This is a genomic window from Allobosea sp. (assembly GCF_017308075.1).
Taxonomy (GTDB): domain Bacteria; phylum Pseudomonadota; class Alphaproteobacteria; order Rhizobiales; family Beijerinckiaceae; genus Allobosea.
Genome location: NZ_JAFKFX010000062.1, coordinates 1 through 26,327, shown reverse-complemented (window position 1 = coordinate 26,327; position 26,327 = coordinate 1). Strand labels below are relative to the sequence as shown.

General features: G+C 66.0%; 22 protein-coding genes and 1 rRNA gene. 14 read left to right on the top strand and 9 right to left on the bottom strand.

Annotation, left to right across the window (positions count from 1 at the left end):
* The coding region (locus tag J0J10_RS26975) for a hypothetical protein (RefSeq protein WP_291650687.1) at window positions 1-739 on the top strand (739 nt) is incomplete at its 5' end.
* Between the two features lie 283 nt (window positions 740-1,022).
* On the opposite strand, the gene J0J10_RS26970 is transcribed toward J0J10_RS26975, so the two are convergent.
* Window positions 1,023-1,715 (bottom strand): GntR family transcriptional regulator, encoded by a 693-nt coding sequence (locus J0J10_RS26970; RefSeq protein ID WP_291650685.1) that lies wholly within the window; start codon window positions 1,713-1,715, stop codon window positions 1,023-1,025.
* Between the two features lie 114 nt (window positions 1,716-1,829).
* Here J0J10_RS26970 and J0J10_RS26965 point away from each other — a divergent pair, with 114 nt between their 5' ends.
* The 3 genes from J0J10_RS26965 (at window position 1,830) to J0J10_RS26955 (ending at window position 5,492) form a co-directional block, all read left to right on the top strand.
* A complete protein-coding gene (locus tag J0J10_RS26965; protein ID WP_291650683.1) occupies window positions 1,830-3,503 on the top strand; it encodes an IlvD/Edd family dehydratase in 1,674 nt (557 codons plus the stop codon).
* 77 nt (window positions 3,504-3,580) lie between these two features.
* Window positions 3,581-4,555: a Bug family tripartite tricarboxylate transporter substrate binding protein gene (locus tag J0J10_RS26960; protein WP_291650682.1), complete on the top strand. Its 975-nt coding sequence runs from the start codon at window positions 3,581-3,583 to the stop codon at window positions 4,553-4,555.
* Between the two features lie 19 nt (window positions 4,556-4,574).
* Complete coding sequence (locus tag J0J10_RS26955; protein WP_291650681.1) at window positions 4,575-5,492, top strand: 3-hydroxyacyl-CoA dehydrogenase NAD-binding domain-containing protein; 918 nt, start codon at window positions 4,575-4,577, stop codon at window positions 5,490-5,492.
* Between the two features lie 244 nt (window positions 5,493-5,736).
* Here the strand turns inward: J0J10_RS26955 and J0J10_RS26950 are convergent, their stop codons facing one another.
* The 5 genes from J0J10_RS26950 to acnA form a co-directional block, all read right to left on the bottom strand.
* Complete coding sequence (locus J0J10_RS26950; RefSeq protein ID WP_291639994.1) at window positions 5,737-6,402, bottom strand: GntR family transcriptional regulator; 666 nt, start codon at window positions 6,400-6,402, stop codon at window positions 5,737-5,739.
* Window positions 6,399-7,871, bottom strand: a complete 1,473-nt coding sequence (locus tag J0J10_RS26945) for a tripartite tricarboxylate transporter permease (RefSeq protein WP_291650680.1) — start codon at window positions 7,869-7,871, stop codon at window positions 6,399-6,401. Before J0J10_RS26945 ends, J0J10_RS26950 begins: the two co-directional genes overlap by 4 nt.
* Window positions 7,872-7,939: 68 nt before the next feature.
* Window positions 7,940-8,407 carry a tripartite tricarboxylate transporter TctB family protein gene (locus J0J10_RS26940; RefSeq protein ID WP_291639998.1) on the bottom strand — a complete coding sequence of 156 codons (468 nt, stop codon included), beginning with the start codon at window positions 8,405-8,407 and terminating at the stop codon, window positions 7,940-7,942.
* 12 nt (window positions 8,408-8,419) lie between these two features.
* Window positions 8,420-9,388, bottom strand: coding sequence for a tripartite tricarboxylate transporter substrate binding protein (locus J0J10_RS26935; RefSeq protein WP_291650678.1), 969 nt, complete (start codon window positions 9,386-9,388; stop codon window positions 8,420-8,422).
* 91 nt (window positions 9,389-9,479) lie between these two features.
* Window positions 9,480-12,161 carry an aconitate hydratase AcnA gene (gene acnA / locus J0J10_RS26930; protein WP_291650676.1) on the bottom strand — a complete coding sequence of 894 codons (2,682 nt, stop codon included), beginning with the start codon at window positions 12,159-12,161 and terminating at the stop codon, window positions 9,480-9,482.
* A gap of 187 nt (window positions 12,162-12,348) precedes the next feature.
* Here acnA and J0J10_RS26925 point away from each other — a divergent pair, with 187 nt between their 5' ends.
* Window positions 12,349-13,212, top strand: coding sequence for an isocitrate lyase/PEP mutase family protein (locus tag J0J10_RS26925; protein ID WP_291650674.1), 864 nt, complete (start codon window positions 12,349-12,351; stop codon window positions 13,210-13,212).
* A gap of 154 nt (window positions 13,213-13,366) precedes the next feature.
* On the opposite strand, the gene J0J10_RS26920 is transcribed toward J0J10_RS26925, so the two are convergent.
* Window positions 13,367-14,806 (bottom strand): aminotransferase-like domain-containing protein, encoded by a 1,440-nt coding sequence (locus J0J10_RS26920; protein WP_291650672.1) that lies wholly within the window; start codon window positions 14,804-14,806, stop codon window positions 13,367-13,369.
* 159 nt (window positions 14,807-14,965) lie between these two features.
* Between J0J10_RS26920 and J0J10_RS26915 the strand changes: the two genes are divergently transcribed.
* From J0J10_RS26915 to J0J10_RS26890, 6 genes are all read left to right on the top strand, one after another.
* Window positions 14,966-16,288 (top strand): hydroxymethylglutaryl-CoA reductase, degradative, encoded by a 1,323-nt coding sequence (locus J0J10_RS26915; RefSeq protein WP_291650670.1) that lies wholly within the window; start codon window positions 14,966-14,968, stop codon window positions 16,286-16,288.
* 70 nt (window positions 16,289-16,358) lie between these two features.
* Window positions 16,359-17,561 (top strand): ABC transporter substrate-binding protein, encoded by a 1,203-nt coding sequence (locus J0J10_RS26910; RefSeq protein ID WP_291650668.1) that lies wholly within the window; start codon window positions 16,359-16,361, stop codon window positions 17,559-17,561.
* A gap of 213 nt (window positions 17,562-17,774) precedes the next feature.
* The gene (locus tag J0J10_RS26905) at window positions 17,775-18,692 is read left to right on the top strand and encodes a branched-chain amino acid ABC transporter permease (protein WP_291650667.1); all 918 of its coding nucleotides are present in this window, start codon (window positions 17,775-17,777) and stop codon (window positions 18,690-18,692) included.
* Complete coding sequence (locus tag J0J10_RS26900) at window positions 18,692-20,470, top strand: branched-chain amino acid ABC transporter ATP-binding protein/permease (protein ID WP_291650665.1); 1,779 nt, start codon at window positions 18,692-18,694, stop codon at window positions 20,468-20,470. The genes J0J10_RS26905 and J0J10_RS26900 overlap by 1 nt, the downstream gene beginning before the upstream one ends.
* Before the next feature lie 2 nt (window positions 20,471-20,472).
* Entirely contained in the window at window positions 20,473-21,177 is a 705-nt protein-coding gene (locus J0J10_RS26895; RefSeq protein ID WP_291650692.1) for an ABC transporter ATP-binding protein, read from the top strand.
* Window position 21,178: 1 nt separating this feature from the next.
* The gene (locus J0J10_RS26890; RefSeq protein ID WP_291650663.1) at window positions 21,179-22,045 is read left to right on the top strand and encodes a hydroxymethylglutaryl-CoA lyase; all 867 of its coding nucleotides are present in this window, start codon (window positions 21,179-21,181) and stop codon (window positions 22,043-22,045) included.
* 77 nt (window positions 22,046-22,122) lie between these two features.
* On the opposite strand, the gene J0J10_RS26885 is transcribed toward J0J10_RS26890, so the two are convergent.
* Window positions 22,123-22,380, bottom strand: coding sequence for a hypothetical protein (locus J0J10_RS26885; protein ID WP_291650693.1), 258 nt, complete (start codon window positions 22,378-22,380; stop codon window positions 22,123-22,125).
* Between J0J10_RS26885 and J0J10_RS26880 the strand changes: the two genes are divergently transcribed.
* The 3 genes from J0J10_RS26880 to J0J10_RS26870 are packed head-to-tail and all read left to right on the top strand — an operon-like array spanning window position 22,264 to window position 26,096.
* Entirely contained in the window at window positions 22,264-23,514 is a 1,251-nt protein-coding gene (locus J0J10_RS26880; RefSeq protein ID WP_291650689.1) for a glycosyltransferase, read from the top strand. The two genes, J0J10_RS26885 and J0J10_RS26880, sit on opposite strands and share 117 nt — an antisense overlap.
* 51 nt (window positions 23,515-23,565) lie before the next feature.
* Window positions 23,566-24,837, top strand: a complete 1,272-nt coding sequence (locus tag J0J10_RS26875; RefSeq protein WP_291650662.1) for a DegT/DnrJ/EryC1/StrS family aminotransferase — start codon at window positions 23,566-23,568, stop codon at window positions 24,835-24,837.
* Entirely contained in the window at window positions 24,834-26,096 is a 1,263-nt protein-coding gene (locus J0J10_RS26870) for an NAD-dependent epimerase/dehydratase family protein (protein WP_291650660.1), read from the top strand. The genes J0J10_RS26875 and J0J10_RS26870 overlap by 4 nt, the downstream gene beginning before the upstream one ends.
* Window positions 26,097-26,207: 111 nt before the next feature.
* Here J0J10_RS26870 and rrf read toward each other — a convergent pair.
* Window positions 26,208-26,322, bottom strand: a 5S ribosomal RNA gene (gene rrf, locus J0J10_RS26865).
* Between the last annotated feature and the right edge of the window lie 5 nt (window positions 26,323-26,327).

Here is a 26,327-nt window from a genome sequence, read left to right as displayed (position 1 = left end):
CTCCCGCCCCCGAGGTCTTCATCCCCGCCATGGCCGCGCGGGCGGCTGCGCAACCCGGTCCTGCTACGCCGCCCGCGCTGGCGTCGAGGCCAACCGTCCACTAACATTCAACCCGGACCTCTCGGCGGGGGCGGATCAGTCACTTCACCACTTGGCTTTAACACCTGAATTTGTCGGATACCAAAAAAACCGTTTATTTTCAACGCATAGCGACCCGCAATGGAGATTCGAGTCCTCTCCGGGGCACCACTCCTTCTCTTCAAGCAAGAGAAAGAGTTCCGCATCGAAAAGAACCGATCGACACCGCATTAGTCTTGCGGTCGTGTTGATTGGTTCTTCAGATGACACGGCCCGTCACTACCAAGACGGGTTTTTATTTTTTGCTTACGAAGCGAGCACTGGCCTTTGCCCGAACGGCAAGGGTATCGGGCCGGTCGCCCGCGATCGATGGACATCGATCCGTCGTCAGCCGCCGCTAGGTCGTCTTCTCGCTCAGGACCAAAGAGGCGAAGTTCGCCAAGAAGCGGTTCAAGCTCGCGCTAAGCATTCTCGCACCTGCTTCGAATCGCTGAGCCAGCCGCCCCTGGGCCGAGCCGATGTGCGGGCCCTCGCCTGCGAGATCTGCAAGCAGGCCGTTCACGAAATCGACCATGACGATGCCGTCGCCGATGAGGCCGAGGCCTATCGCGATGCGTTTGCCGAGGCGACCGAGCGGCCCTTGCGATCGTCGAGGCCATAGAGGCGCGCGGCGTTGCTGGCGGAAAGTGCGGGATAGCGTTCCAGCGAGAAGCGGCCGGTCAACAATCCTTCCGAGAACAGCGGCGGTAGGCGCGTTTCGAGACCCGGAACGCCGCTCACCGCGTCGGCGAAGCTCGCTGTCGGCGCTTTCGGAAGCTTGTCGGCCAACCTGTATGGGGAAGGGATTGCCGCGGCATGATTCAAGCCTGGGATGCGGACCTGAGAGAGCATTGGCCGGGTTGGTCTACTTCCTGGCGACAGAGCCTGACCATTCCTGGAGGCAGTTATCGGGTGACAGGCTTCGAGCGCGCCACACGCGCCTCGGCCGCTGCAATGTAAGCATCTCGTGAAGGTCCGAGGTGCTTGCGGCAAAGAGCAACCAGACGGACCCTATCTCCAGCCTTGATCGCTTCGATCATTCCAAGGTGCTCGTCGCGCGCGAGCGCCAGGTGCTCCGCGCTGGCAGCTGTGATCGAACGCGCGCCGTGAACCTTCTGAGCCATGGTCTGGATCAGTTCGACGAGATGAGGATTGCCGCAAGCGGCGAACAAGGCCTCGTGGAAGATCATGTTAGCGCGGAAGGCAGCGCGCGCATCGCCCGACGCAACGGCGGCACTGTGAACGCCCTGGATTTTCTCCAGCTGCGACAGCAGCCTATCCGGCGCCGACAAGGGAATCTGCTCGGCCGCGAGCGTCTCCAGCGCCTCGCGCACCAGGTAGATCTGCCGCACCTCGACCGGATCGAGCAATTTTACGAAAGCGCCGCGGTTCGGGACGCGTTCGACCAGGCCTACGCGCTCCAGCTCTGCCAACGCCTCGCGGACCACATGCCGCTTTACGTCGAGCCGTTCGGCCAGTTCCTCCTCGATCAGGCGCTCGCGCGGCATGAGCCAGCCGAGAACGATCTCCTCCTCGAGCGTCGCGGCAACGCCGCGAACGCGCTCGGCGGTCTGAGCTTTCAGGGCGGTCACAGCCATGCCAGTTTATAACGCCTCGACATAATTGTTGACAATCCTGTTGCCGAACATTCTGCTGGCGCCATGAGCGCGTCCGAGAACGATACCCGATCATCGAAGCCCGCGGCACGTGGCATGCGCCGCAATCTTGCGACCTATGGCGATCCCGGCTTCTCCCTGTTCCTGCGCAAGGCCTTCATCAAGGCGGCGGGCTTCTCGGACGATGCGCTCGACCGGCCGATCATCGGCATCACCAACACCTTCAGCGACTTCAATCCCTGCCATGGCAACGTGCCGCGGCTGATCGAGGCGGTGAAGCGCGGCGTGATGCTGGCGGGCGGCTTGCCGATGGAGTTCCCGACGATCTCCATCCACGAATCCTTCGCCAACCCGACCTCGATGTTCCTGCGCAACCTCATGGCCATCGACACCGAGGAGATGATCCGGGCCCAGCCCTGCGATTCCGTCGTGCTGATCGGCGGCTGCGACAAGACGGTGCCGGCCCAGCTGATGGGCGCCGTCAGCGCCGACATCCCGGCGATCCAGCTGATCACCGGCCCGATGCTCGTCGGCCATCACAAGGGCGAGGTGCTCGGCGCCTGCACCGATTGCCGCCGCCTCTGGGGCCAGCATCGTGCCGGCCAGATCGACGAGGCCGAAATCGAAGTGCTGAGCGGGCGGCTCGCGCCGACGCAGGGTACGTGCATGGTGATGGGCACGGCCAGCACCATGGGCTGCCTCGTCGAGGCGCTCGGCATCGCGCTGCCGGGCTCCGGCACCATCCCTGCCACCCATGCCGACCGTATCCGCGCCGCCGAAGCCAGCGGGCGCGAGGCGGTCAGGCTCGCCAAGGGCGGGCCGAAGCCGAGCGATATCTTGACCGAAACCGCCTTCCGAAATGCGCTGACCGTGCTTCAGGCGATCGGCGGCTCGACCAACGGCCTCGTGCACCTGGCCGCGATCGCGCGTCGCGCGGGCCTCTCGATCGACCTCGAGGAATTCGACGCGATCGGCCGCAAGGTCCCGGTGCTGATCGATCTCAAGCCCTCCGGCGACCACTATATGGAGCACTTCCATTGGGCCGGCGGCGTGCCGAAGCTGATGAAGGAGCTCGGCGACCATCTCGACCGCTCGGCTCCGACGATCGACGGACGCACCATCGGCGAGGTCGCCGACGCAGCCGAGGACGTGCCGAACCAGAGCATCATCCGCACCGCCGCGAGCCCGGTGAAGCCGACCGGCGGCATGGCCGTGCTCCGCGGCAATCTCGCGCCCGGCGGCGCGGTGATCAAGCACTCCGCGGCCTCTCCTGCGCTGCTGAAACACACCGGGCGCGCGGTCGTCTTCGCCTCGGTCGAAGACATGGTGCGGCGGATGGACGATCCCGACCTCGACGTGAAGGCAGACGACGTCCTGGTGTTGACCAATGCCGGTCCCAAGGGCGCGCCCGGCATGCCGGAAGCGGGCTATATCCCGATCCCCAAGAAGCTGGCCCAGGCCGGCGTCAAGGACATGGTCCGGATCTCCGATGCCCGGATGAGCGGCACCGCCTTCGGCACGATCGTGCTGCATATCACGCCGGAATCGGCTGTGGGCGGTCCGCTCGGGCTCGTCCGCGATGGCGACATGATCCGCCTCGACGTCGAGGCTCGCGAGATCGCGCTCCTGGTCGAGGATGCCGAACTCGAGCGGCGCAAGGCCGAGTGGCAGCCGCCGGCGCATCTCTCCGAGGCCACGCGCGGCTATCGTCACCTCTATCTGACGACCGTCCTGCAGGCCGACGAGGGCTGCGATTTCGATTTCTGCTGATCGGCCGCCCCGGCCCAAAAGTTCCCGACGAGGCTGGAGCCAACCGGCCCGCGCGATCACTTCCGGAGGATAACCCCATGCTCGACCGTCGCCACCTGATCGGCGCGCTCGCCGGCCTTTCGCTGGCTCTTCCCGTTACGGCCTTCGCGCAGGCCTACCCGCAGAAGCCGATCACCCTGATCGTGCCCTATGCGCCTGGCGGCGCCACCGACATCATCGGCCGCGTCGTCGCCGAGGAACTGTCGAACGGCCTCGGCCAGCGCGTCGTCGTGGAAAACCGGGCAGGCGCGGGCGGCAGCGTCGGTGCACAGGCCGCCGCGCGTGCGACGCCCGATGGCTACACCCTGATGCTCGGCGCGCTGACCAGCCACTCGATCAATATGAGTTTCCAGGCCAAGCCGGGCTTCGACCTGAAGAAGGATTTCGTGCCCGTCGGACTTGCCGGTAATGTCGGGCTCGCTTTGGTCGTCCATCCTTCTGTACAGGCCAAGACCGTGCCCGAACTGGTCGCGCTCATCAAAGCCAACCCGTCCGATTTCTCCTACGCCTCTTCGGGCCAGGGCTCGCCTCAGCATCTTTCGGGCGAACTCTTCAACCTGAAGGCGGGCACCAAGATGCCGGTCGTGCCCTATCGCGGCTCTGGGCCGGCGATGACCGATATGGTCGGCGGCCAGGTCAAGATCATGTTCGATACCATCCCTGCCGTCCTCCAGCATGTGAAAGCGGGCTCGCTGCGTGCCATCGCGACCACCGGCCGGGAGGCTTCGCCCTTCATGCCGGAGACGCCGACCGCGATCTCGCAGGGGCTGGACGGCTTCGAGGTCTCGTCCTGGTTCGGCCTGCTCGCCACGACGGGCACGCCGCAACCGGTTCTGGACAAGTTGAACGCCGAGTTGAACAAGGCGCTGCAGAGCACGAAGGTGAGGGAAGCGCTCGCGCTGCAAGGCGTCGACCCGAAGCCGAGCACGCCGAGCGAGGCGTCGAAGCTGATCGAAAGCGAGATCACGAAATGGGCCGAGCTGATCAAGGCAAGCGGCATCAAGCCCGAGTGACGAGCGCGGGGCGCAACCGATGAGCGAAACCGTCAAGCGCCTCGCGATCGTCGGGGCCGGCATGATCGGCGCCAGCTGGGCAGCCCTCGCCAGCGCCCATGGGATCCGCGTCTGCGCCTACGACCCCAATCCCGAGGCCGAGGCGCGCTTCCTGAGCTATGTCGAGCGGGCGCGGGCGCAATTGGCGGAACTCGGATTGACGGGCTCCGGCGCCGTCGGCTTCTCGGACGATCTTGCGGCTTCGCTTGAAGGCGCCGGTTTCGTTCAGGAGAACGGCCCGGAGAACGAGGCCGTCAAGCGCAGGCTGCTCGCCGAAATCGACGGCCTGCTTCCGTCCGAGGTCGTCATCGCCAGTTCAACATCGGCTCTGGTCCGCAGCGCCATCGTTGCCGATTGCGCGCAGCCCGAGCGGATCATCGTAGCGCATCCGTTCAACCCGCCGCATCTCGTGCCGCTGGTCGAGATCGTCGGAGCCGATCCCCTGATCGTCGCCCGTGCGGCAGCATTCTATCGCGCGCTCGGACGACGCCCGGTCATTCTCAACCGCGAAATGCCTGGCCATATCGCCAACCGCCTCGCCTCGGCGCTTTATCGCGAGGCGGTGCATCTGGTCGAACAGGGCGTCGCCAGCGTCGCCGATATCGACGCCGCACTCTGCAACGGCCCAGGCCTGCGCTGGGCCCTGATGGGACCGCACATGACCTATCACCTCGGCGGGGGCGAAGGCGGCATCGCCGGCTACCTCGCCCATCTCGGACCGAGCCAGGTGCGGCGCTGGCAGTCGCTCGGCAGTCCCTCGCTCGACACCGATGTCCAGGCGAAGATCATCGCAGGCGTGGCGGAGGAAGCGGGCGGCCGCTCGATCGCCGAGCTCGAGGCGCGGCGCGACGAGGGCCTGCTCACCCTGTTGAAGGCGCGCACGCTGGTCAGCGAGTAACCGGACACGCCATGATAGATGTCACCGAAGCGCCGCCCCGCGTCGCCCTCATCCGTTATCTTGGCATCAGCGACCGCTTCCAGGCAGCAGGCCAACTTCCGCTCCTGTGAAGGGTTTTGGATGCTGGCCCGTGCTCGCGGGTTCGGGCAGGGCATGGAGCAGGGACCGACCAAGTGCCCGGGCATGGCCGAGGCGGCCTTACCGCAAGGCCACGACGCCTCGGAGCGCCAGGACAACGCGATGCTCAGGCTTTGCCGCGCTCGGCGTGCAGCATGTTCTCGTGCGAACGGCGCAGATGAACGCGCATGGCCTGTTCGGCGACCTCGGGCTGGCCTGCCGCGATCGCGGCTGCGACGACTGCGTGCTCTTCGATCGCCAGCCGGTTGCGCCCGGCATGGGAGCTCGAGCGATAGCGAAGAACGCGCAGGGCGTAGTAGAGGTCGCCGTAGAGCATGTCGGACAGGCGGTCGTTCTTGCTGCCGCGGATCACGAAGAGATGGAAATCCTGCTCGGGGGACTGGTTGCGGTCGGCGGTCAGGCCCTGGCGCTCATACTCCCTCTGCCGCGCCACCAATTGCAGGAGCGCCTCCTTCTCCTCAGCCGTCATGTTCTCCGCCGCCTTGCGGGCGGCATAGCTTTCCAGCGCTTCGCGGATCTCGAGGACCTCGCGCAATTCCTTCGCCGAATGCTCGGCCACCCTTGCGCCGGCATTGTGCCGGCGCACGACGAGCTTCTTGCCCTCGAGGCGACGAAAAGCCTCGCGCATGGGGCTTCTGCTGACCCCGAGCTCGGTGGCGAGCGACTGCTCCGAGAGCTTCATCCCCGCCGGATACTCGCCCAGCAATATCGCCTTCTCGATCCGCTCGACGACGAGGTCCACGAGCGAACCGGACTCCACCCTCGCCGTCATGCCGGTTTCCGCCCTGCTTGTGCCGCTGCGGCGGAGAGGCCCCTATACCATCGCAGCATTGGAACGACCGCCACGCAAACTACCAGCAGAAGTGCCAAGGCCAATGCAAGAGGCCGTTCGAACAGGTACTGCCAGTCTCCACCGCTGATCTGATAGACATACACCAGATTGGTGTCGCAAAGGCTCCCCATCAGCAGCCCGACCACCATCGCCGCAATGGAATAGTTGAAGCGGCGCATCAGCCAGCCGAGCGCGCCGAATGCGATCAGCACATAGGGGCCGAGCATGTTGCCGGTCAGGGCATAGGCTCCGGTGACCGACATCACCAGAACGGCGGCCGTCAGGTAGCGGATCGGCACTTTGACCAGTGCGCTGATGAAATGGATCGTGAACAGGCCAAGGAGCAGGAGGAGGAAGGCCTGCGCCATGTTTCCCAGAATGATCGCGTAGACAATGTCGGTCTGGTCGCGAATGAATTTGGGGCCGCCGGTGATGTTATGGGCGGCGAAGGCCGCCAGCATGACCGCCGTGCCGCCGCCGCCCGGCAGGCCCAGCGCCAGCAGTGTCACCATCGAGCCGCCTTCCGAGCTCGAATTCGCCGATTCGGCAGCAACGACACCTTTCGGATTGCCCTGCCCGAAACTCTCGGGATTCGGGTCGCGACGCCGCGCCTCGGCATAGGAGGCGAGATTCGACACGGATGAGCCGACCCCGGGTATGGCGCCGATCAGCGCGCCCATCACGCTGCCCTGGAGCAAGGTGCCGGGATATCGCATGGCCATACCGAAACCGGCGATGATGCGGCCGAAATTCAGGCGGCGGGAATCTTCGGAGCCGACGATATAGTCGCGCTGCGTCAGGCTGATCAGCTCGGAGACCGCGAACAAGCCGAGCATCGCCGGGACGACCGGTATGCCGTCGAGCAGATCCGGAATCCCGAAGGTGCCGCGCGTCACGCCGATGGGACTGGTGCCGATGGTTCCCAAAAGCAGGCCGAACAACCCCGCGAGAAGCCCTTTCGAGAAGCTCTTGCCGCCCAGAATCCCGATCAATGTCACGCCCCAGAGGGCCACCATCAGCATTTCGAGGGGGCCGAAATTGAGGACGAAACTCGCCAGGAAACCGATCGTCAGGAACAGGATGACGTAGGAGAAGAGCATCCCGACACAGGAGGAGAAAAGAGCAGCGCCCAGCGCCTCGTTGTGCTGACCCTTGCGGGTCATGGGATAGCCGTCGAACGTGGTGGCGACCGCCGTCGACGTGCCGGGTATGCCGATCAGGATCGACGAGATTCCGCCGCCGAAGCCTCCCCCGGTGAAGATCGCGGTCAGAAACAGCATCGCCGACAGGAAGTCCATGTACAGCGTCGCAGGCAGAAAGATGGCCATCGCCATCGAGGTCTGCATGCCCGGAATGGCGCCGAAGATCAGGCCGATCATCAGGCCCAGAGGCACGACGGCCCAGGCCATCCAGGAGCCGCCGAGAAGGGACAGGGCTCCATCGAGCGCCGAAAAGTCGATCCACATGGCGGGCGCTCCTAGAGCAGGGTCATCGGAAGTCGGTACGGAAGGATCATTTGGAAGGCCCATGCCGCTCCGAGGCCGAACAAGGCTCCGAAAAGCAGGGCGTGCAGCGGCTGACGTGCCGCCTGCAGCCAGACGAACAGGGCGACGAAGACCATATTGGCCAGGTCGAACCCGATATGCGGGATCGACAGGACATAGGCGACGAGCAGGCCGAAACAGTAGAAGGGAAGCGCGGCATTGGCCGCGCCTCCTTCGGATTGCGTGGTAGCTTCCGCTTCCCCGACAGCGCCGGCCGGCCGCCGCCGCGTGACGGCGACCAGCAGGCAGAGCCCGAGAATCGCAATGGCGAGCGGGACGATGAAGGCAAGGTTTTCGACCGAGCGCGACTTGGCCTGCGCATCGACGACATAGGCGATCGTTGCCGCCGCGCAGGCCGATACGACGAGCAGGTCGCCGAATTTTTCCAGGAAGCGCTTCATGACCTGGCGACGTCAGCGCTGGAGCAGGGGTTTGAATTCGGCGAAGATGTCGTGGACGGCCTTCACCTTCTCGGTGGTCTTCTCGGGGCCCAACCAGTCGTGTCCCATCGCGTTGCTCTCGGCGAACTTGATGAAATCGGGATCCTGCAAGGTGGCCTTGTGGGCCGCCTGGATGATGTCCCAGCGGTCCGGATGCTCGGCGCGGAACCGCGCCGACATCGCCAGTCCGCGCATCGACCCGGGCAGAACGGGCAATGACAGGCCCATGGATTTGGTCGCCTCGGCCAGGACGGGTGCGTCCCAGTCGGGATGTGGGGTGTCCCGAACGACGGCAAGCGGCTTGACGAATTCGCGCACGCCCTCGCTGCCGCTGCCCGCGATGACGATGAAGTCGACCTGGCCGCCGGCGATGGCTTGCCGCGCCTGTCCGCCGCCCTGGAACGTGACGAGGTTCAGGTTGCCAATCGGAATACCCGCCCGCTGCAGCATCAGCAGCGTCGTAAGATGACCGCTTGAGCCGGTCACGACACTCGCGCGCACCTTTTTGGGGTTTTCCTTGATCGCCTTCAGCAGATCGGGAAGCGTCCGGTACGGAGAATCCTTGTAGGCGGCGATAACGTCCCAATCCGACCAGAAGGCGTTCATGAACGCGAAATCCTCGATCTTGTAGGGCGCCTGATGGAACAGGATCGAGGAGGCGATATAGGGCGAGAGGGCATGCGCCAGGATCACGTTTCCATCCTGAGGCTGCTGCAGAAAATACCGCACTCCTAGCATGAAGGAGCCACCGGGGCGGTTTTCGACCTGGATCGGCTGGCCGATATGCTTCTGCATCACCGTGGAAAGGCCCCGGATCGCGCGGTCGATGCTGCCGCCGGCATCCGACGGCACGATCATCGTGAGAGGTCTTTCCGGCCAGCGGGCGGCGCGGACCAGCGAGGGCATGGCAACGCTGGCGCCGGTCGCGGCGGCGCCGATCATGAAGCTGCGGCGCTGCAGCGGCAGCTTGGTTCCGTTTTCTGTCATTGTTTTCCTCCCGAATGAATTTTTCGCGGTCGTTTCAGCCGTGGACTCAGTTGCGGATCGTCCGGAAGACGTGCTGCAACACGCCGCCATTGCGGTACCATTCGAGCTCGCGATCAGTGTCGATGCGGCAGATCACCGGCACCTCGACGCTCTCTCGATCTGTCCTGTGAACCGTGATGTGGAGCTCGGCCTTGGGCCTGAGCCCTTCTGCGAGGGCTCGCATGTCGTAGGTTTCCGTCCCGTCCAGCTGCCAGCTATGGCGGCTTTCGCCAGGGCGGAATTCCAGTGGCAGCACGCCCATGCCCACCAGATTGGAGCGATGAATGCGCTCAAAGCTCTCGGCCAGAACGGCGTTCACGCCCAGGAGCCGGGTGCCCTTTGCCGCCCAGTCGCGGGAGGAGCCGGTGCCGTATTCCCTGCCTGCGACAACGATCAGCGGCGTGCCGGCTTCGCGATAGCGGCGCGAGGCTTCGAATACGGACATCTCCTCGCCGCTGGGCTGCAGGCGGGTGAACCCGCCGGTGCGGCCCGGCGCCATCTCGTTGACGAGGCGCAGATTGGCGAAGGTGCCGCGCATCATCACTTCATGGTTCACGCGCCTCGCAATGTAGGAGCTGAAGTCCCGGGGCTCGACGCCGCAGGATTTGAGATAGCGTCCCGCCTCACTGTCCTCCGGGATCGCCGAACCCGGCGAGATATGGTCGGTCGTGATGCTGTCGCCCAGGACCAGAAGGGCTCGCGCTCCCAGGATGTCGGGCGTTCCACGGGGACGGTCCACGAACTCCGGATCGAAAAAGGGCGGCCGACGCAGATAGGTGCTTCCGGGCGCCCACCGGAACAGCTCTTCCGTCGGCGCCTCCAGCCGGGACCAGTATTCGTCTCCCTCGAACAGGCGGGCCTTGCGGGTCGCGAACAGATCGGGCGTGACATGGCGGGACACGATGTCCGCGATCTCCCGTGCGTCCGGCCAGATGTCCCGCAGATAGATTTCGCGCCCGCCCGTGCCGAGGCCCAGCGGCTCCTTCTCGAAGTCGACCAGGACATTGCCGGCCAGCGCATAGGCGATGGTGAGCGGCGGCGAGCAGAGATAGCCGGCGCGTGCCAGCGGATGGGTGCGCCCCTCGAAATTCCGGTTGGCCGAAAGCACGGCCGCGACCACGAGATTGCGCTCGCGGATCTCGGCTTCGATCTCGGGCGCCAGAGAGCCCGACCCGCCGGCGCAGGTCATGCAGCCGAAGCCGACGATGTTGAAACCGATCGCATCGAGGTCCAGCTGCAGCTCCGAAGCTGCGAGGTAATCCGCGACGATGCGGGAGCCGGGCGAGAGTGAGGTCTTGACCCAGGGCTTGGCTTCGAGCCCGAGCGCCCTCGCCTTGCGCGCCAGAAGCCCGGCGGCAATCAGCAGGGACGGATTCGAGGTGTTGGTGCAGGAGGTGATCGAGGCGATCACCACGTCGCCTTCGGCGAGCGGCCGCTTTTCCCCGCCGGAGGGGGCGGGCGCGGCTGGTCGCGTCCGCCCATCGAAGAACTCTCCGAAACTCGCGGGAACGTCGGCAAGGCGCCGGCGATCCTGCGGGCGGCGGGGGCCGGAGACCGAGGTTTCGATCTCGGCGAGGTCGATGTCGATGACCTGGCTGTAGACGCGGCGAGCATCCTCGCCCCCCCACATCCCCTGCTCCTTGGCATAGGCTTCGGCCAGGGCGATGTCGGCTTCGGCCCTGCCGCTTTCGCGCAGATAGCGAATGGTTTCGGCGTCGATCGGACTGAAGCCCATCGTCGCCCCGTATTCCGGCGCCATGTTTGCGAGCGTCGCGCGATCCGGAACGGACAATGCGGTCAGGCCGGGGCCGGTGAACTCGACGAGGCGACCGACAACGCCGACCTTGCGCAGGCGCTCCGTGACGGTCAGCACCAGATCGGTGCTGGTGACGCCCTCGCGCAGAGCGCCTGTCAAACGGCAGCCCACGACCTCCGGCAGCTGCATGGTGATCGGCTCGGCGAGCATCGCCGAGCCGGCCTCGATGCCGCCGACGCCCCAGCCAAGCACGCCGATGCCGTTGATCATCGGCGTATGGCTGTCCATGCCGACAAGCGTGTCGGGATAGGCCCAGAGAGCTCCCTCGATCTCCTCACTCCAGATCGGACGCGCCAGAAACTCCAGGTTGACCTGATGCACGATGCCGCTGCCCGGCGGCAGGACGCGGAAGTTCTCATAGGCGGTCGCCGCCCATTTGAGGAACTTGTAGCGCTCATCGTTCAGCCGGTATTCGAGCTCCAGATTGCGCGCGAAGGCGGTGCTGCTGCGGGCGAATTCCGCAGTAGCCGAGTGATCGACGACGATGTCGACCGGGATCATCGGATTGACGCAAGCTCCGCTGCGCCCCGCCCTCACCATGGCCTCGCGCATCGCCGTGAGATCGGCGAGAAGCGGAATGCCCGAGGAATCCGGCATCAGCACACGCACGGGATGGAAGCAGATCTCGCGCTCCCCGGCCTCTTCGCCGCGAGCCACCGCCGCAACGTCCTCGATCGACACGCTGCCGCGCGGCATGCTGCGCAGGAGGTTCTCCAGCAGCACCTTCAGCGACACCGGCAACTGCGCGATGCGTGCCGACGGCATGATCTCCTGAAGCGCTGCAAGCGACACATAACGATAGTCGCGCCCGCAAACCCGGAGCGTGCGGACAACGCTGTTCAATGTTTCTAGCTGCTTGCTGTGCAGGCCCATTCTCTCACCCTCGACCGACAGACCGCACGGCCATCGCGGTGCCGCCGTCGTCATAGCCTCCTCCTGATTTGATTGTATGTAACTTTGAGATTTTAAGCCCGTCAACTCTTATAGATTCGCCTTGTCCAAACTTCATTGTATGCAATAAGGGCGACCTGGTACATTTTGGTTTCCAAAGGAGCGATCGATGCGCCCATCCCTGAAGTCGGTTCTCGTTCCCGCCGCGGCGGAGCTCATTCCCGGCGCCGCGAATGCGTTGACCGCGCGGGTGATCGAGGAAACCGGCTATCGGGTTCTGTTGGTGACGGGTGCCGGCGTAACGAACACCCATCTGGGCAAACCGGATGTCGGCCTGATCTCCGTGAAGGAGATGGCCGACCATGTCTGGGCCATTCGCGACGCCGTGGAGATCGCGCTCATCGCCGATGCGGACACCGGCTTCGGCAACGGGGTCAACGTCTACCGCACGGTGCAGATGTTCGAGCGCGCGGGCGCCTCTGCGATCCAGCTGGAGGACCAGGTCTTCCCGAAACGCTGCGGCCATTTCGACGGCAAGGCGGTGGTCCCGGCCGGCGAGATGGTCGGAAAGATCAAGGCGGCGGTCGATGCCCGCAAATCAGAGGACACGCTGATCCTCGCCCGGACCGATGCGATCGCGACCGACGGCATTGAAGCGGCGATCGAGCGGGCACATCTGTTCCACGAGGCCGGCGCCGACATGCTCTTCGTCGAGGCTCCGCAGGCGGAGGCCGATCTCGCGCGGATCGGCGCGGAATGTCCCGGCCCGCAGATCTGCAATCTCGTGATCGGCGGCAAGACCCCGATCCTGCCGCGCGAGCGTCTGCAGGAGATGGGCTTCGCCGGCATCATCTATGCGAATGCGCCCTTGCAGGCCGCCGTGAAAGCGATGCGCGACGTCCTCACCGCGCTCCACGAAAGCGGCAGCGCCGCCGGGCTGGAGCATATGGTCGCCTCGTTCCGCGAGCGGCAAGCGATGGTGCAGCACGATTTCTACAAGGAACTCGAAGCCCGCTACGCATTCGTCGACTAGACGAAGAGCGCTGGCCGGGCCCGCTTGAATGGCCCGGCCGCAATCGCATGCATGCTCGGCTCTGCGGCCATGCTCGACCGGGGCGCGCGCTGCCGGCGCCGGCGGCTTGTCGCCGAGCACGGAAAGCGCGTCGGGCTTGTAGAGCTGGTGCGCCTCACGACCGCTCAGCCAGGCCGACACCGGCCGCGGCAAAGTCACCCAGCTCCTTCTGGAGGAAGGCGACGAAGGCGGGATCATCGGCATAGGCGACGTTGACGCGCATGCCCGATGGACCGGCATCGAGCTCGCCGGAGCGCCGATCGGGCAGGAAGACCGTGCCCGGCGCGATGAAGATGCCCTGCTCCGAAGCCCGGCGCGCCAGCGCGAGATCGTCCAGCCGCGCGGGCAGACCGACCCAGAGATAATAGCCGCCGCCCTGGCGGGCGAAGATCGGCAGGCCGAGACGGTCGAGGCTGGCGAAGGCGCTGCGTGTCGCCTTGCCGATCCTCTCGCCCAGGCGCTTGAGATGATGGCGGTACTGGCCACTGGCGATCAGGTCGCTGATCAGCCGCTCAAGATAGCCGGACGAGTTGACCACGGTCAGCATCTTCATGTCGCCGAGCGAGCGGGCGAGCGCCGGACTCGCGGCGATATAGCCGATGCGCAGGCTGGCCGAGAGCGTCTTGGAGAAGGTGCCGACATAGATGACGCGTTCGAGCTGGTCGAGCGCGGCGAGCCGCGGCGCGCTCGCCGGCATCACATCGGCGAACGGATCGTCCTCGACGATGATCAGGTCGTGATGGGCGGCGATCTGCAACAGGCGATGGGCGATCGGCAGGGCAATCGAGCCGCCGGTCGGATTATGCGCCAGCGACTGGGTGAAGAAGATCTTCGGCCGGTGCCGGGCGATCTGGGCGGAGAGATCGTCGAGATCCGGCCCGTCGGCCAGGCGGCGGACGCCGGCGATCTCGATGCGCCCGAGCTTCAGCTTGCCGAAGAGCGGGTAATAGCCGGGGCTGTCGACCAGAACGGTGTCGCCGGGCTGTAGCAGATGGCGGATGATCAGGTCGAGTGCGTGGTTGACGCCGAAGGTCATCAGGATCTGCGCGGGCGAGGCCTGGATCGAGCGCTCGGCCAACATCAGGCCGATCTGGGCGCGCAGCGGCCCATAGCCGACCGGATCGCCATAGCCGTGCTTGACCGGCAGATCGTCCTTGCCGCCGCGCAGGCGCAAATGCCGGCCGAGCTCGGAATCCTCCATCCAGGAAGAGGGCGGGCGCCCGTCGCCGACCCGAACCGGATGGACCTGACAAAGCTGCTCGCGCAGCAGCGAGACGATGTCGATCGCCTCGGTCATATGCTGTGGAGGCGCCTCGCTGGGACGATGGCCGGGGGCGCGGACATAGAAGCCGGCGCCACGCCGGGCCTCGAGCCGGCCGCTGGCGACGAGCCGGTCATAGACCTCGACCATGGTGTTCTTCGAGACGCCGTGCTCGCCGGCGGCAGTCCGCAACGAGGCCATGCGCCGCCCGGGCTGGAGCAGCCCCTCGTCGATCATCCGGGCGATCCGCGCGACGATCGCGCCGGTGCGGTTGGCTTCGGCCTGCTCGTCCATCGGACCTCACATCTGTACCAGCAAATCGACTGGTACAGAGAATGGGACATTGCAGAAATTGTGCCTTGTCGCTCTCAGGCGATTGTCCGAGCTTGTCAATCGAAGAAGCGTCGATGTCCAACGCGGCGCAGCAAAAACCCCGGCTGGGGAGGAAACGACATGACGACGGCCCAGGCACGCGGCGGCGCCGCGCGCGCAGTGAATTCGCGGATCGAGAACTATCGCAATCTGAGCTGCGCCGAGCGACTGTCCCAGGCCGTCGCCGCTGCCGGCCTGGCCGATGCCGACCTCGCCTTGCTCGCCCAGCCCGGCGGGCTGCCGCTCAATCTCGCCAATGGCATGATCGAGAACGTCGTCGGCACCTTCGAATTGCCGCTCGGCGTCGCCACCAACTTCACCGTCAACGGCAAGGACTATCTGATCCCGATGGCGGTCGAGGAACCCTCGGTCGTCGCCGCCGCCTCCTATATGGCGCGGATCGCCCGCGGCTCCGGCGGCTTCCGCACCTCGAGCGACCGGCCGATCATGCGGGCGCAGGTCCAGCTGCTCGGCATCGGTGATCCCGAAGGCGCGCGCCACAAGCTGCTGGCGGCGCAAGCCGAGATCGTCGCCGCCGCCAACGCCAAGGACAAGGTGCTGGTCTCGCTCGGCGGCGGCTGCCAGGGCATCGAGGTCCATGTCTTCCCGCAGACCCCGCGCGGGCCGATCGTGGTGATGCACCTCCTGGTCGATGTCCGCGACGCCATGGGCGCCAACACCGTCAACACCATGGCCGAGACGGTCGCGCCGATCGTCGAGCGCATCACCGGCGGCACGGTGCGCCTGCGCATCCTGTCGAACCTCGCCGATCTCCGGCTGGCGCGGGCGACCGTCAGCATTCCCGAGGCGGCGCTGGCGACCAAGGAATTCTCCGGCCGGCGCATGATCGACGGCATGCTCGACGCCTATACCTTCGCGGCGATCGACCCCTACCGCGCCACCACCCACAATAAGGGCATCATGAACGGCATCGACCCCGTGGTGGTCGCGACCGGCAATGACTGGCGCGCCATCGAGGCCGGCGCCCATGCCTATGCCGCGCGCAGCGGCCGCTACACCTCGCTGACGACCTGGGAGGAGGACAAGGACGGCAACCTCGTCGGCTCGATCGAGATGCCGATGGCGCTCGGCCTGGTCGGCGGCGCCACCAAGACCCATCCGCTGGCGCAATGGGCGCTTCGCTTGCTCGGCGTCACCAGCGCGCAGGAGCTGGCCGAGGTCACCGTCGCGGTCGGGCTCGCCCAGAACATGGCCGCGCTTCGGGCGCTGGCGACCGAAGGCATCCAGCGCGGCCATATGGCGCTGCACGCCCGTAACATCGCCATCGTCGCCGGTGCCGAAGGCGCCGAGATCGAGACGATCGCCGCCGAACTCGCCCGCACGCACGATGTCCGCGTCGACCGGGCCCGCGAACTGCTGGCGGAGCGCCGCAAGGGCGGCTGATCCTGCTCCCTACCCTCTTCGACACCCACCACAGAACCGCATAAAGCGGACGAAAACCGGAGGAACGCTCATGAACCCCCTGATTTCCCGCCGCGCGCTCGGCGCCCTGCTGGTCTCGACCGGCATGGCGCTGTCGCTGCCGGCCTTCGCCCAGAACGAGATCAAGATCGGCTACAATGCCGACCAGTCGGCCTCCGGCGCGGCCGAGCTCGGCCTCTCCGGCCTCTACGGCTTCCAGGCGGCGATCGAGGATATCAACGCGCAGGGCGGCGTGCTCGGCCGCAAGCTCGTCGGCGTGGTCCGCGACGATGCCGGCGCGCCGCCGAAGTCGATCCAGAACATGAACGAACTGATCGACAACGAGAAGGTCGCGGCCGTGGTCGGCCCGACCAATTCCGGCAATGCGCTCGCCTGGCTGCACATCCCGCAGCAGAAGAAGGTGCCGGTGGTCTCGCATGTCGCGACCGCGACAGACATCACCGCCCGCTACGCCAAGGAGCCGCAGAATTACATCTTCCGCGTCTCGATGGTCGACCGCGAGCAGCTGGCTCTGCTCGCCGCCTATGCGGTCAAGGCCTCGAAGAGCAAGAAAGTCGCGATCATCGCCGACACCACCGGCTACGGCCAGGCCGCGACCAAGGATCTTCAGGATATCCTCGCTTTGCACGGCATCAAGCCGGTCGGCATCGAGAAATTCGGGCCGAAGGACACCGACATGACCTCGCAGCTCGCCAAGCTGAAGGCAGCCGGCGCGGACATGATCATCACCGGCTCGCTGGCGGACGCCACCGCGCAGGTGCTGAAGAGCATGGAGAAGATGGACTACTATCCCGGCCTGCTCTCGACCTGGGGCTCGATCAACACGCCGCTGATCAACATCGCCGGGCCCAAGCTCGCCGAGAAGACGATCTTCGCGGCGTCGACCACCGAGGACGCCAGCGACCGCGCCGCAGCACTGCACAAGCGCCTGATGGCCAAGCATCCGAACATGCCGGCCTTCGTCTCGGCGGCGCAAGGCTATGACGCGGTGATGCTGATCGCCGCCGCCATCAAGCAGGCCGGCGGCACCGAGGGGCCGAAGGTCCAGCAGGCGCTGGAGAATCTCGGCGCCGTGCAGGGCATCATCAAGAAGTACGAGAAGCCCTTCAGCAAGGAACAGCACGAGGCGCTCGGCGTCGCCGACTTCCATCTCGCGCAGTGGAAGGATGGCCGCGTGGTCAAGCTCGACGACGCCGTGGTCAAGGGCCTGACGGCGGCCGATCTGAAGCGCTGAGCAGTTTTCAGCTGCCTCCTTCCGTCATGGTCGGGCTTGTCCCGACCATCCACGTCTTCGCTTCACTGATCACATGCGGTGTTCAAGACGTGGATGCTCGCCGCAGGGGCGAGCGTGACGGCTTGCGAGTGGAAACGGATTGGTGGCTGGCGACTCCAGACGCTGGCCGCTCAGAATGATGGCGCAAACGACCTGAGTCGTGGCGGAGAGACGATGACGGCATTTCTTCAGGCTCTGGCCAGCGGTCTGGCGCTGGGCGCGATCTATGGATTGATCGCGCTCGGCTTCAACATCACCTACGCCACGACCAAGACCTTCAATTTCGGCCAGGGCGCCTTCCTGGTGCCGGGCAGCCTGGTCGGCGTCTCGCTCTTGCTGCTGGCGGCGGGCAAGCCGCATTTCGGCAATCTCACCCAGGCCGAGATGACGATGACCGCCTATGTGCTGGCGACGATCGCCAGCGTCGTCGTGGTCGGCGCCATCGGCGTCGCGCTCTACTATTGCGCGATCAAGCCCTTCGTCGGGGCCGGCGGGCTCAACTGGGTGCTGAGCACGATCGGCTTCGGCATCATCATGCAGAACACCGCGCTGGCGATCTGGGGCCCGGCCTCGATCGCGGTGCCCTCGCCGCTCGGCAGCGATGTCTGGCGCATCGCAGGCGCCGGCATCCGGCCGCAGGAGGTGCTGATCGCGGTCGTCGCGGTCGCAGTCATGGTCGGGCTCGACATCGTCCTGCGCAAGACCCGCTTCGGCAAGGCGCTGCGAGCCGTCGCCTTCAACCCGCAGGCGGCGGTAATCGTCGGCATCAATGTCGAGACCATCGTCATCCTCGCCTTCGTGATCTCCTCGGCTTTGGCCGGTCTCGCCGGCATCCTGATCGCGCCGATCACCACGGCCTCGGTCTTCATCGGGCTCGGCGTCGCGCTGAAGGCCTTCTCGGCCGCGATCGTCGGCGGCCTGACCAGCCCGCGCGGCTGCATGCTCGGCGGCTTCCTGCTCGGCGTGGTCGAGGCGCTGGTCGGATTGTGGCGCGCCGAGATGCGCGAGATCACCATCTTCCTGCTGATCATCATCGTGCTGGTCGTCCGCCCGAGCGGGCTGATGGGCGCGCGCAGCGTGGAGAAGATCTGATGCCGGCGCTCGCCCATGCCATCGGGGTGGCGGCGCTCGCGGCGGCGCTGGCGCTCGTGCCCTATCTCTCGCTCAACGATTTCTACCTGCAGATCCTGTTCACGATCGGGGTGAACTATCTCGCCGCCGCCGGCCTCAATGTGCTCGTCGGCTATGCCGGGCAGAAATCGCTGGGCCATGCCGGGCTCTTCGCGGTCGGCGCCTATACGGCGGCGATCGCCAATATCGAATGGGGCATCAATCCCTGGCTCTCGCTGGTGCTGGCCTGTCTCTTCGGCGCGATCTTCGGCCTTGTCATCGCGATGCCCTCGGTGCGCGTCTCGGGCCCGAGCCTGGCCATGGTGACGATCGGCTTCGGCATCGTCGTCGAGAAGATCGTCACGGAATGGACCGACATCTTCAAGGGCCAGGCCGGCTTCTACGGAATCAGCCCGCCCTCGCTCGGCGGAGTCAGCTTCACCAATCTGCACTGGGTCTGGTTCGTCGGAGCGCTGTGCATCGCGACGCATCTGATGCTGCGCTCGCTGCTCGCCGGCCGCTATGGCCGGGCTTTCCTCGCGGTACAGATGGCGGAGCCGGCGGCGCAATCGGTCGGCATCTCGGTGGTGCGCGCCAAGACGCTGGCTTTCGTGATCTCGGCCGTGACCTGTGCGCTCGCCGGCGCCGTGGTCGCGCAGCAGAACCAGTATTTCAACTCCGACTTCATCACCTTCAACCTGTCGATCCTGCTCCTGGTGGTGGTGATCTTCGGCGGCTCGGGCTCGCTCTACGGACCGATCTTCGGCGCGGTGATCCTGACCCTGCTCGACGCCTGGCTGGCGCGCTGGCCGGCATTGCAGCACTTCACCTATGGCGCGCTGCTGCTGTTCTCGCTCTATCTGATGCCGAACGGCATCGCGGGCGCCGTCTCCGGGCTCGCGGCGCGGTGGCGAAAGCCCGCCGAGACGAGGCCCGAGGTCTCCGGACACAGTGCGCTGGCGGCAGCCTCGTCAGCACCGGCGAGCGGCGAGATCCTCGTCGTGAAGGATCTCTACAAGGCCTATGGCGGCATCGTGCCGGTCCGCAATGTCTCCTTCGCGATCAGCGCCGGCAAGGTCCATGCGCTGATCGGCCCGAACGGGGCCGGCAAGACGACCCTGCTCAACCTGCTTTCCGGGCATGTCGCGCCCGATGGCGGCTCGATCCGCTTCGAGGGGCGCGAGACGGTCGGCTTCGCCGCGCACCGCGTCGCCGGGCTCGGCATCGCGCGGACCTTCCAGAACCTGAAGCTGTTCGGCGAACTCTCGGCGCTCGACAACGTCCTGCTCGGCGCGCATCTGCACATCGAGACCGGCTTTGCCGCCTCGCTGCTCGGCTTGCCCTCAAGCCGCCGGATGGAGGCCAAGGCGCGTGCCGATGCCCTGGCGCTGCTGACCGATCTCGGCCTCGGCGAACGCGCCCATGAGCCGGCGAAGAGCCTGCCCTATGGCCTGCAGCGGCGGCTCGAGATCGCCCGCGCCCTGGCCTCGCAGCCAAAACTCCTCCTGCTCGACGAGCCGGCGGCCGGGCTCAACCCGCAGGAGACGCACGAGCTCGGCGAGGTCATCCGCCGCATCCAGCAGGCCGGCGTCACCGTGCTGCTGATCGAGCACCACATGGATCTCGTCATGGGCATCTCGCAGCATGTGCTGGTGCTCGACTATGGCGCGCTGATCGCCGCGGGGCGGCCAGAGGCGATCCGCCGGGATCCCAAGGTCGTCGCCGCCTATCTCGGCGCCGAAGAGGACGAGGCCGCATGAGCATGCTCGCGATCGAGGGGCTGAAGGTCCGCTATGGCGCGGTCGAGGCACTGAAAGGCATCTCGCTTTCCGTCGGGCAAGGCGAGGTCGTGACGCTGATCGGCGGCAACGGTGCCGGCAAGTCGACGCTGATGCGGGCGATCGGCGGGCTGGTGAAGGTCGCAAGCGGCGCGATCCGCTTCGAGGGGCGCGACATCGCCGGTATCAAGGGCCATGAATGCGTCCGGCTCGGCATCGGCCATTCGCCGGAAGGACGCATGGTCTTCGGCGACCAGAACGTGCGCGACAATCTCGTGCTCGGCGCCTATGCGCGCCGCGACGAGGACGGCATCGCCGCGGACATCGAACGCTATTTCGGCATCTTCCCGCGCCTCGCCGAGCGACAGGACCAGCTCGCCGGCACGCTGTCAGGCGGCGAACAACAGATGCTGGCGATCGCGCGCGCGCTGATGGCGCGGCCGAAGCTGCTCCTGCTCGACGAGCCCTCGCTCGGTCTCGCGCCGCTGATCGTGCGCGAGGTCTTTTCCGTGATCCGCCGGCTGCGCGAGGAAGGGATGACCATCCTCCTGGTCGAGCAAATGGCCAATCAGGCGCTCGCCGTCGCCGACCGGGCCTATGTCATCGAGACCGGCACGATCACGCTGGAGGGCACCGGCGCCGAGCTGCTACGCGACGAGCGCGTCCGCTCGGCCTATCTCGGAGCCTGAGATGGCGGGGCGCGAGGTCGTCATCGTCGAGGTCGGTCCGCGCGACGGCCTGCAGAACGAGACGACACCGATCACGACTGCCGACAAGCTCGCCTTGATCGGCAGGCTGGCGGAGGCCGGCCTCTCCCGCATCGAGGCGACGGCCTTCGTCTCGCCGCGCTGGGTGCCGCAAATGGCCGACCATGAGGCGGTGATGCGTGGCATCACCCGCCGGCCGGGCGTCGTCTATTCGGCCCTGGTCCCGAACGAGAAGGGAGCCGAGGCCGCGCTTGCCGCAGGCGCGCAGGCGCTCGCCGTGTTCACGGCGGCCTCGGAAAGCTTCTGCCGGAAGAACACCAATTGCTCGATCGCCGAGAGCATTGCGCGCTTCCGGCCTGTGATGAGGCTGGCGGAACGCGCCGGAGTGCCGGTCCGCGGCTATGTCTCCTGCGCGCTGGATTGTCCCTATGAGGGAGAGATCGCACCAGATGCGGTCGCTTCCGTCTCGGCCGAGCTTCTGGCGCTCGGCTGCAGCGAGATCGCACTCTCCGACACGCTGGGGCGCGGCACGCCGGAGCGGACGCAGGCGATGGTCGAGGCAACGCTGAGGCGCGCGCCGGCGGCCATGCTCGCCGGGCATTTCCACGACACTTCGGGCCAGGCGATCGCCAATGTCGAGGTGGCCTGGCGGCTCGGCCTACGCATCTTCGACGGCGCGGTCGGCGGCTCCGGCGGCTGCCCCTATGCACCCGGCGCCGCCGGCAATCTGGCGACCGAACGCCTCGTCGCGCATTTCGAAGCGAAAGGTATCTCGACCGGCATCGACCTCGCGGCACTGGAACGGGCGGGACGATGGATCGGCGCGCGCCTGGACATGGCGGCCCGGTAGCCGATAGGCGCTCCCACCTCCAGGGCGAACGATGCCACAGCACGCATACTCGCCACTCTGACTACCCCTTCCGCGCACTATCTCCGCGCCTCGCGAACACCGACGATTGCGGCTGACTTCAACCGGCGCGGCCTTTCAACGGTTTGCGGCGCCATTCGTGGGATCAGACAAGAACAGGTGTGGCAATGAGTTCGGATGGCGGGTTTCCGGAACGTGGTCTGCAGGATCGCCCCCTCGACATTCGACATCTGATCTTCGATGAAGCGGACGATCATCCATCGGCAGCCAATGGGCTGCATCAGGTCGCGCGACAGCTCGCGCTGGAGCAGATCCATGCCGGAGATCGTTCGCGCCTCATCTTCCTGACCGCACCGGGACGGACACCGGACATCCCGTCAGGCATACCGACGCAGATTTTGCCCTTGCGGGGGCGGCGGGTACTGGGGCGCCATATCGGGCTGGACCGCGACGTGCTGGAGGCGATCCTCGCCGAGAGCGGCCCATCGACCGTCTATCACATACACGGCGTCCGGCAGCCGCTGCTCCTGCCGATCTCGCGCGCCATGCGTCGGCGCGGTCTGCCTTTCGGCATCACCGCCCATAGCCGCTTCGGCCACATCTACAGCCTGGACGGCAAGCTGGAGCGCCCCAGGGCCGTGCTCTACATCAAGCTTATCGAGCGTTTTGCGCTGAATGCGGCGCGCTTCGTCCATGCCCTGACCCCGCACGAAGCCGACGTCGTGCGCTGGCTGGTGCCCGGCGCCAAGGTCGCGCTGCTGCCCAATGCGGTCTATTCGAGCCGCCTGGACGGGATCCCGCAGGCGCCGCGCCATCGCAGTCCGTCCGCCGCCTTCCCGACCTTCGGCTTCTTCGGCCGCCTGGCGATCGAGCACAAGGGTCTCGACCTGCTGATCGCCGGGTTCGCGCGCTATCGCCATACCGGCGGCAAGGGCAGGCTCGCGCTGTTCGGCAGCGGACAGACACATCAGCAACTGACCGAGATGTGCGCCGCACTCGGCATCGGCGACCTCTGCACGATCGAGGGGCCACGCTTCGGGCAGGACAAGGTCGAGGCGGCCAGCCAATGGGATTTCTACGTCGCGCCGTCACGCTTCGACCATATGCCGCTGGCGCTGATGGAAGCCGGGCTCATGGGCCTGCCGCTCATCCTCTCGGAGGGAACCGGGCTCCTCGGCCAGGTCGAGGCGGGCGGCGGCGGGTTTGCGATCGCAGGCCTCAGCGCCGAATCTGTCGCGGAGGCGATGCACGCCGCGGAGACGATCGATCCGGCGCAATGGCGCCGCCTGTCGGGAAACGCCTATCGTGTCGCCCTGGCCATAGGCGACTGGACCGGGATCGCCGCCTCGCTGCGCGAGCTCTATCGCGGCCTGCCGATGACGGATCGTGTGCCGGAGCGTGCCGGGCACACCGACCAATATGGGAAAAAGGAGTTACTCCCCCATTCATAAATGTATTTACGAGATAATCCTTGTGAGTTGTTAGAAATCAAATCTATTTGATTGATCTCTACAATTTTCCATGACCCTATTTCGCATGCATCTTTCAGATTAAAATTTCGATCATCGCTCCTCAAAATTAAAAATTTCGGTCGGGAGGCGAGCATGCGGGTGCCGTTTTACCGTCATTCATTGCCGGCGAGCAGTGCGACACTGGTGGCAGAAGTCATCGAAAGCGGATTTCTGACAAGCGGACAGTATTGCTCCCGGGTCGAGGACAAGCTCTGCGCCATTTTCGGGGTTTCCCACGCCAAGTTGACCAGCAGCTGGACGCAAGGCGCGGTGGCCGTCCTGCTCGCCCTCGGAATCGGGCCGGGCGATGAGGTGATCGTGCCGGCGATGACCTTCGTGGCGACGGCGAATGTCGTCAAACAGGTCGGCGCGACGCCGGTCTTCGTCGATGTCGAGCCTTCGACGCTGCTGATCGACATCGCATCGGTCAGGGCCGCAGTCACGTCGCGGACCAGGGCCGTGATCCCGGTCCATCTCTATGGCCAGATGGTCGAAATCCCAGCCCTGCGCGCCGCGCTGCCCGCAGGAATCCGGATCATCGAGGATGCCGCCCACTGCTTCGAAGGCCGGCGCGGCGGGCGTCGCCCCGGCCAGGACAGCGACGCCGCGATCTTCTCCTTCTACGCCACCAAGAACGTCACTTGCGGCGAAGGCGGCGCCGTGATCACGCAGGATGGCGCGCTCGCCGCAAACCTCAAGGAGGCGGTGCTGCACGGCATGTCGGCCGCTGCGGCGCAACGCTTCTCGGGTGGGCGCTACCAGCATTGGGATGTGGCGCGGCTCGGGACGAAAGCCAATCTTCCGGATCTTCTGGCCGTGTTGCTGGAGACGCAGCTGGACAGTGTCGATGCGCGTCTCGCGCAGCGCGAGCGTCTCGCCCGACGTTATGAGGAGAACCTGGCGGCGACGCCGCTCGGCTTTCCGGCGATCGAGGCCGAGGCCGTCTCGGCCCGGCACCTGTTCCCGATCCATGTCCCCGGCGGCCAGCGCGACCGGGTGATGCGGGTGCTGAACGATCACGGCATCGGGGCGACGGTCAATTACCGCAGCGTGCCCGAGCTCAGCCTGTACCGCAACGACCCCACGGTTCCGCGCAACGGCTTCCCGGTCTCCCTCGACTGGGGCGAAGGCACATTGTGCTTGCCGCTGTTCCCGACCTTGCGCCAGGACGAGCAGGACCATGTCCTGAACATCCTGCACGGCGCGGTCCTGCCGTCCCTTGATTCCCGGATGATCGAAGAGAGAGGAGTGGCTGCACTATGAGCAAGATCATTGCCGTAACCGGTGCCGGCGGCTACATCGGCTCGGTTCTGGTCGGGCGCCTGCTCGACGCGGGCTATCGGGTTCGGGCGCTGGACCGCTTCTATTTCGGCGCGAATACGCTCGACCACTATGCCGATCGCCCGGCGCTCGAGACCAGGACGATAGACATCCGCGACCTGACCCCGCGCGAGCTGGAAGGCTGCTGGGGCGTCATCGATCTCTCCGGCCTGTCGAATGATCCCTCGGCCGAGGTCGATCTGCGTCTGACCTGGGAGATCAACGAGAAGGGTCGGATCGAGCTTGCCCGCAGCGCCCAGAAGGCGGGAGTCGAACGCTATGTGTTCTCGGGGTCCTGCTCGGTCTACGGCGCTGGCGGGGACGAGGAACTCGGCGAAGACAGCGAGCTCAATCCGCTGACGGCCTATGCCCAGGCTGCGGCGAAGGCGGAAGCGGCGATCAGGGCGATGAACCGGCCGGGCTTCACCACTGTCGCCCTGCGCAATGCGACCGTGTTCGGCCTGTCGCCGCGCATGCGCTTCGATCTGGTCGTCAACGTGATGACCCTGAGCGCCTTCGAGCGCGGTGAGATCGTGGTGACGGGCGGCGGCTCGCAGCGCCGGCCGATCGTGCATGTCCAGGACGTCGCGCGCGCCTTCCTGCAGGCGCTGGAGGCTGATCCCGCCATCACCGGCGGCGAGGTCTTCAATATCGGCCTGGCCAATTTCCGGATGATCGAGCTGAGCCGGGAGGTCGAGCGAGCGATGCCGACGCCGGTCAAGGTGCAGTTCGCGCCCGGTGACGCGGACAAGCGCGACTACAGCGTGAAATTCGACAAGGCGCGGAAGCTTCTGGGCTTTTCGGCCTGCGCAGACGTTTCGCTCGGCGTGCGGGAGATCAGCAGGGCCTTGCAGGCCGGGCAGGTCGAGCGCGGTCTCGTGACGAGGACCGTGGCCTGGTATCGTCATCTGATCAAGATGCAGCGCGTGCTCGATTTCGGGCTCGTGGCGCGCAGTCCAGCACCGGCTGCCGCAGTTGCATTCCCGGTCGCGGCCAGGCAGGCCGAACGGCAAGAGGCGGCGCGAACCGGCGCGCCGGCGGCAAAAGACATTCGCGCAGGTCGGCCGCTGCTCTCACTGCTGGCGATGATCGCCGTGCTCTTCGGGATCGAGACCGAATATGCCGAGGATGCCTTGCCGTTGAGCGATCGCGCACCGAACCTGGCGCGGGTCCTCGAAACCGTCATGACGGTCATGGTCTGATCGGACAGGCCGCCACAGCCAAACGACAAAAAAGCGCCGCCGCTGATCCCATGGAGATCAGCGGCGGCGCTTTTTTCGAATGTCATTGTTCAGAGGGGATATCCTTGACAGGCCCGGCGACGACCTACTCTCCCGGGTCTTGAGACACAGTACCATCAGCGCTGAGGAGTTTAACGGCCGAGTTCGGGATGGGATCGGGTTCTGGCTCCACGCTCTAGCCACCGGGCCGGC

What these genes read in the sequence shown, in the direction of transcription:
- J0J10_RS26970 (WP_291650685.1), bottom strand. Translation starts at nt 1,715, where the DNA reads ATGGCTGTGACCGCCCTGAAAGCTCAGACCGCCGAGCGCGTTCGCGGC.
- J0J10_RS26965 (WP_291650683.1), top strand. Translation starts at nt 1,830, where the DNA reads ATGCGCCGCAATCTTGCGACCTATGGCGATCCCGGCTTCTCCCTGTTC.
- J0J10_RS26960 (WP_291650682.1), top strand. Translation starts at nt 3,581, where the DNA reads ATGCTCGACCGTCGCCACCTGATCGGCGCGCTCGCCGGCCTTTCGCTG.
- J0J10_RS26955 (WP_291650681.1), top strand. Translation starts at nt 4,575, where the DNA reads ATGAGCGAAACCGTCAAGCGCCTCGCGATCGTCGGGGCCGGCATGATC.
- J0J10_RS26950 (WP_291639994.1), bottom strand. Translation starts at nt 6,402, where the DNA reads ATGACGGCGAGGGTGGAGTCCGGTTCGCTCGTGGACCTCGTCGTCGAG.
- J0J10_RS26945 (WP_291650680.1), bottom strand. Translation starts at nt 7,871, where the DNA reads ATGGCCTGGGCCGTCGTGCCTCTGGGCCTGATGATCGGCCTGATCTTC.
- J0J10_RS26940 (WP_291639998.1), bottom strand. Translation starts at nt 8,407, where the DNA reads ATGAAGCGCTTCCTGGAAAAATTCGGCGACCTGCTCGTCGTATCGGCC.
- J0J10_RS26935 (WP_291650678.1), bottom strand. Translation starts at nt 9,388, where the DNA reads ATGATCGGCGCCGCCGCGACCGGCGCCAGCGTTGCCATGCCCTCGCTG.
- acnA (WP_291650676.1), bottom strand. Translation starts at nt 12,161, where the DNA reads ATGGGCCTGCACAGCAAGCAGCTAGAAACATTGAACAGCGTTGTCCGC.
- J0J10_RS26925 (WP_291650674.1), top strand. Translation starts at nt 12,349, where the DNA reads ATGCGCCCATCCCTGAAGTCGGTTCTCGTTCCCGCCGCGGCGGAGCTC.
- J0J10_RS26920 (WP_291650672.1), bottom strand. Translation starts at nt 14,806, where the DNA reads ATGGACGAGCAGGCCGAAGCCAACCGCACCGGCGCGATCGTCGCGCGG.
- J0J10_RS26915 (WP_291650670.1), top strand. Translation starts at nt 14,966, where the DNA reads ATGACGACGGCCCAGGCACGCGGCGGCGCCGCGCGCGCAGTGAATTCG.
- J0J10_RS26910 (WP_291650668.1), top strand. Translation starts at nt 16,359, where the DNA reads ATGAACCCCCTGATTTCCCGCCGCGCGCTCGGCGCCCTGCTGGTCTCG.
- J0J10_RS26905 (WP_291650667.1), top strand. Translation starts at nt 17,775, where the DNA reads ATGACGGCATTTCTTCAGGCTCTGGCCAGCGGTCTGGCGCTGGGCGCG.
- J0J10_RS26900 (WP_291650665.1), top strand. Translation starts at nt 18,692, where the DNA reads ATGCCGGCGCTCGCCCATGCCATCGGGGTGGCGGCGCTCGCGGCGGCG.
- J0J10_RS26895 (WP_291650692.1), top strand. Translation starts at nt 20,473, where the DNA reads ATGCTCGCGATCGAGGGGCTGAAGGTCCGCTATGGCGCGGTCGAGGCA.
- J0J10_RS26890 (WP_291650663.1), top strand. Translation starts at nt 21,179, where the DNA reads ATGGCGGGGCGCGAGGTCGTCATCGTCGAGGTCGGTCCGCGCGACGGC.
- J0J10_RS26885 (WP_291650693.1), bottom strand. Translation starts at nt 22,380, where the DNA reads ATGGATCTGCTCCAGCGCGAGCTGTCGCGCGACCTGATGCAGCCCATT.
- J0J10_RS26870 (WP_291650660.1), top strand. Translation starts at nt 24,834, where the DNA reads ATGAGCAAGATCATTGCCGTAACCGGTGCCGGCGGCTACATCGGCTCG.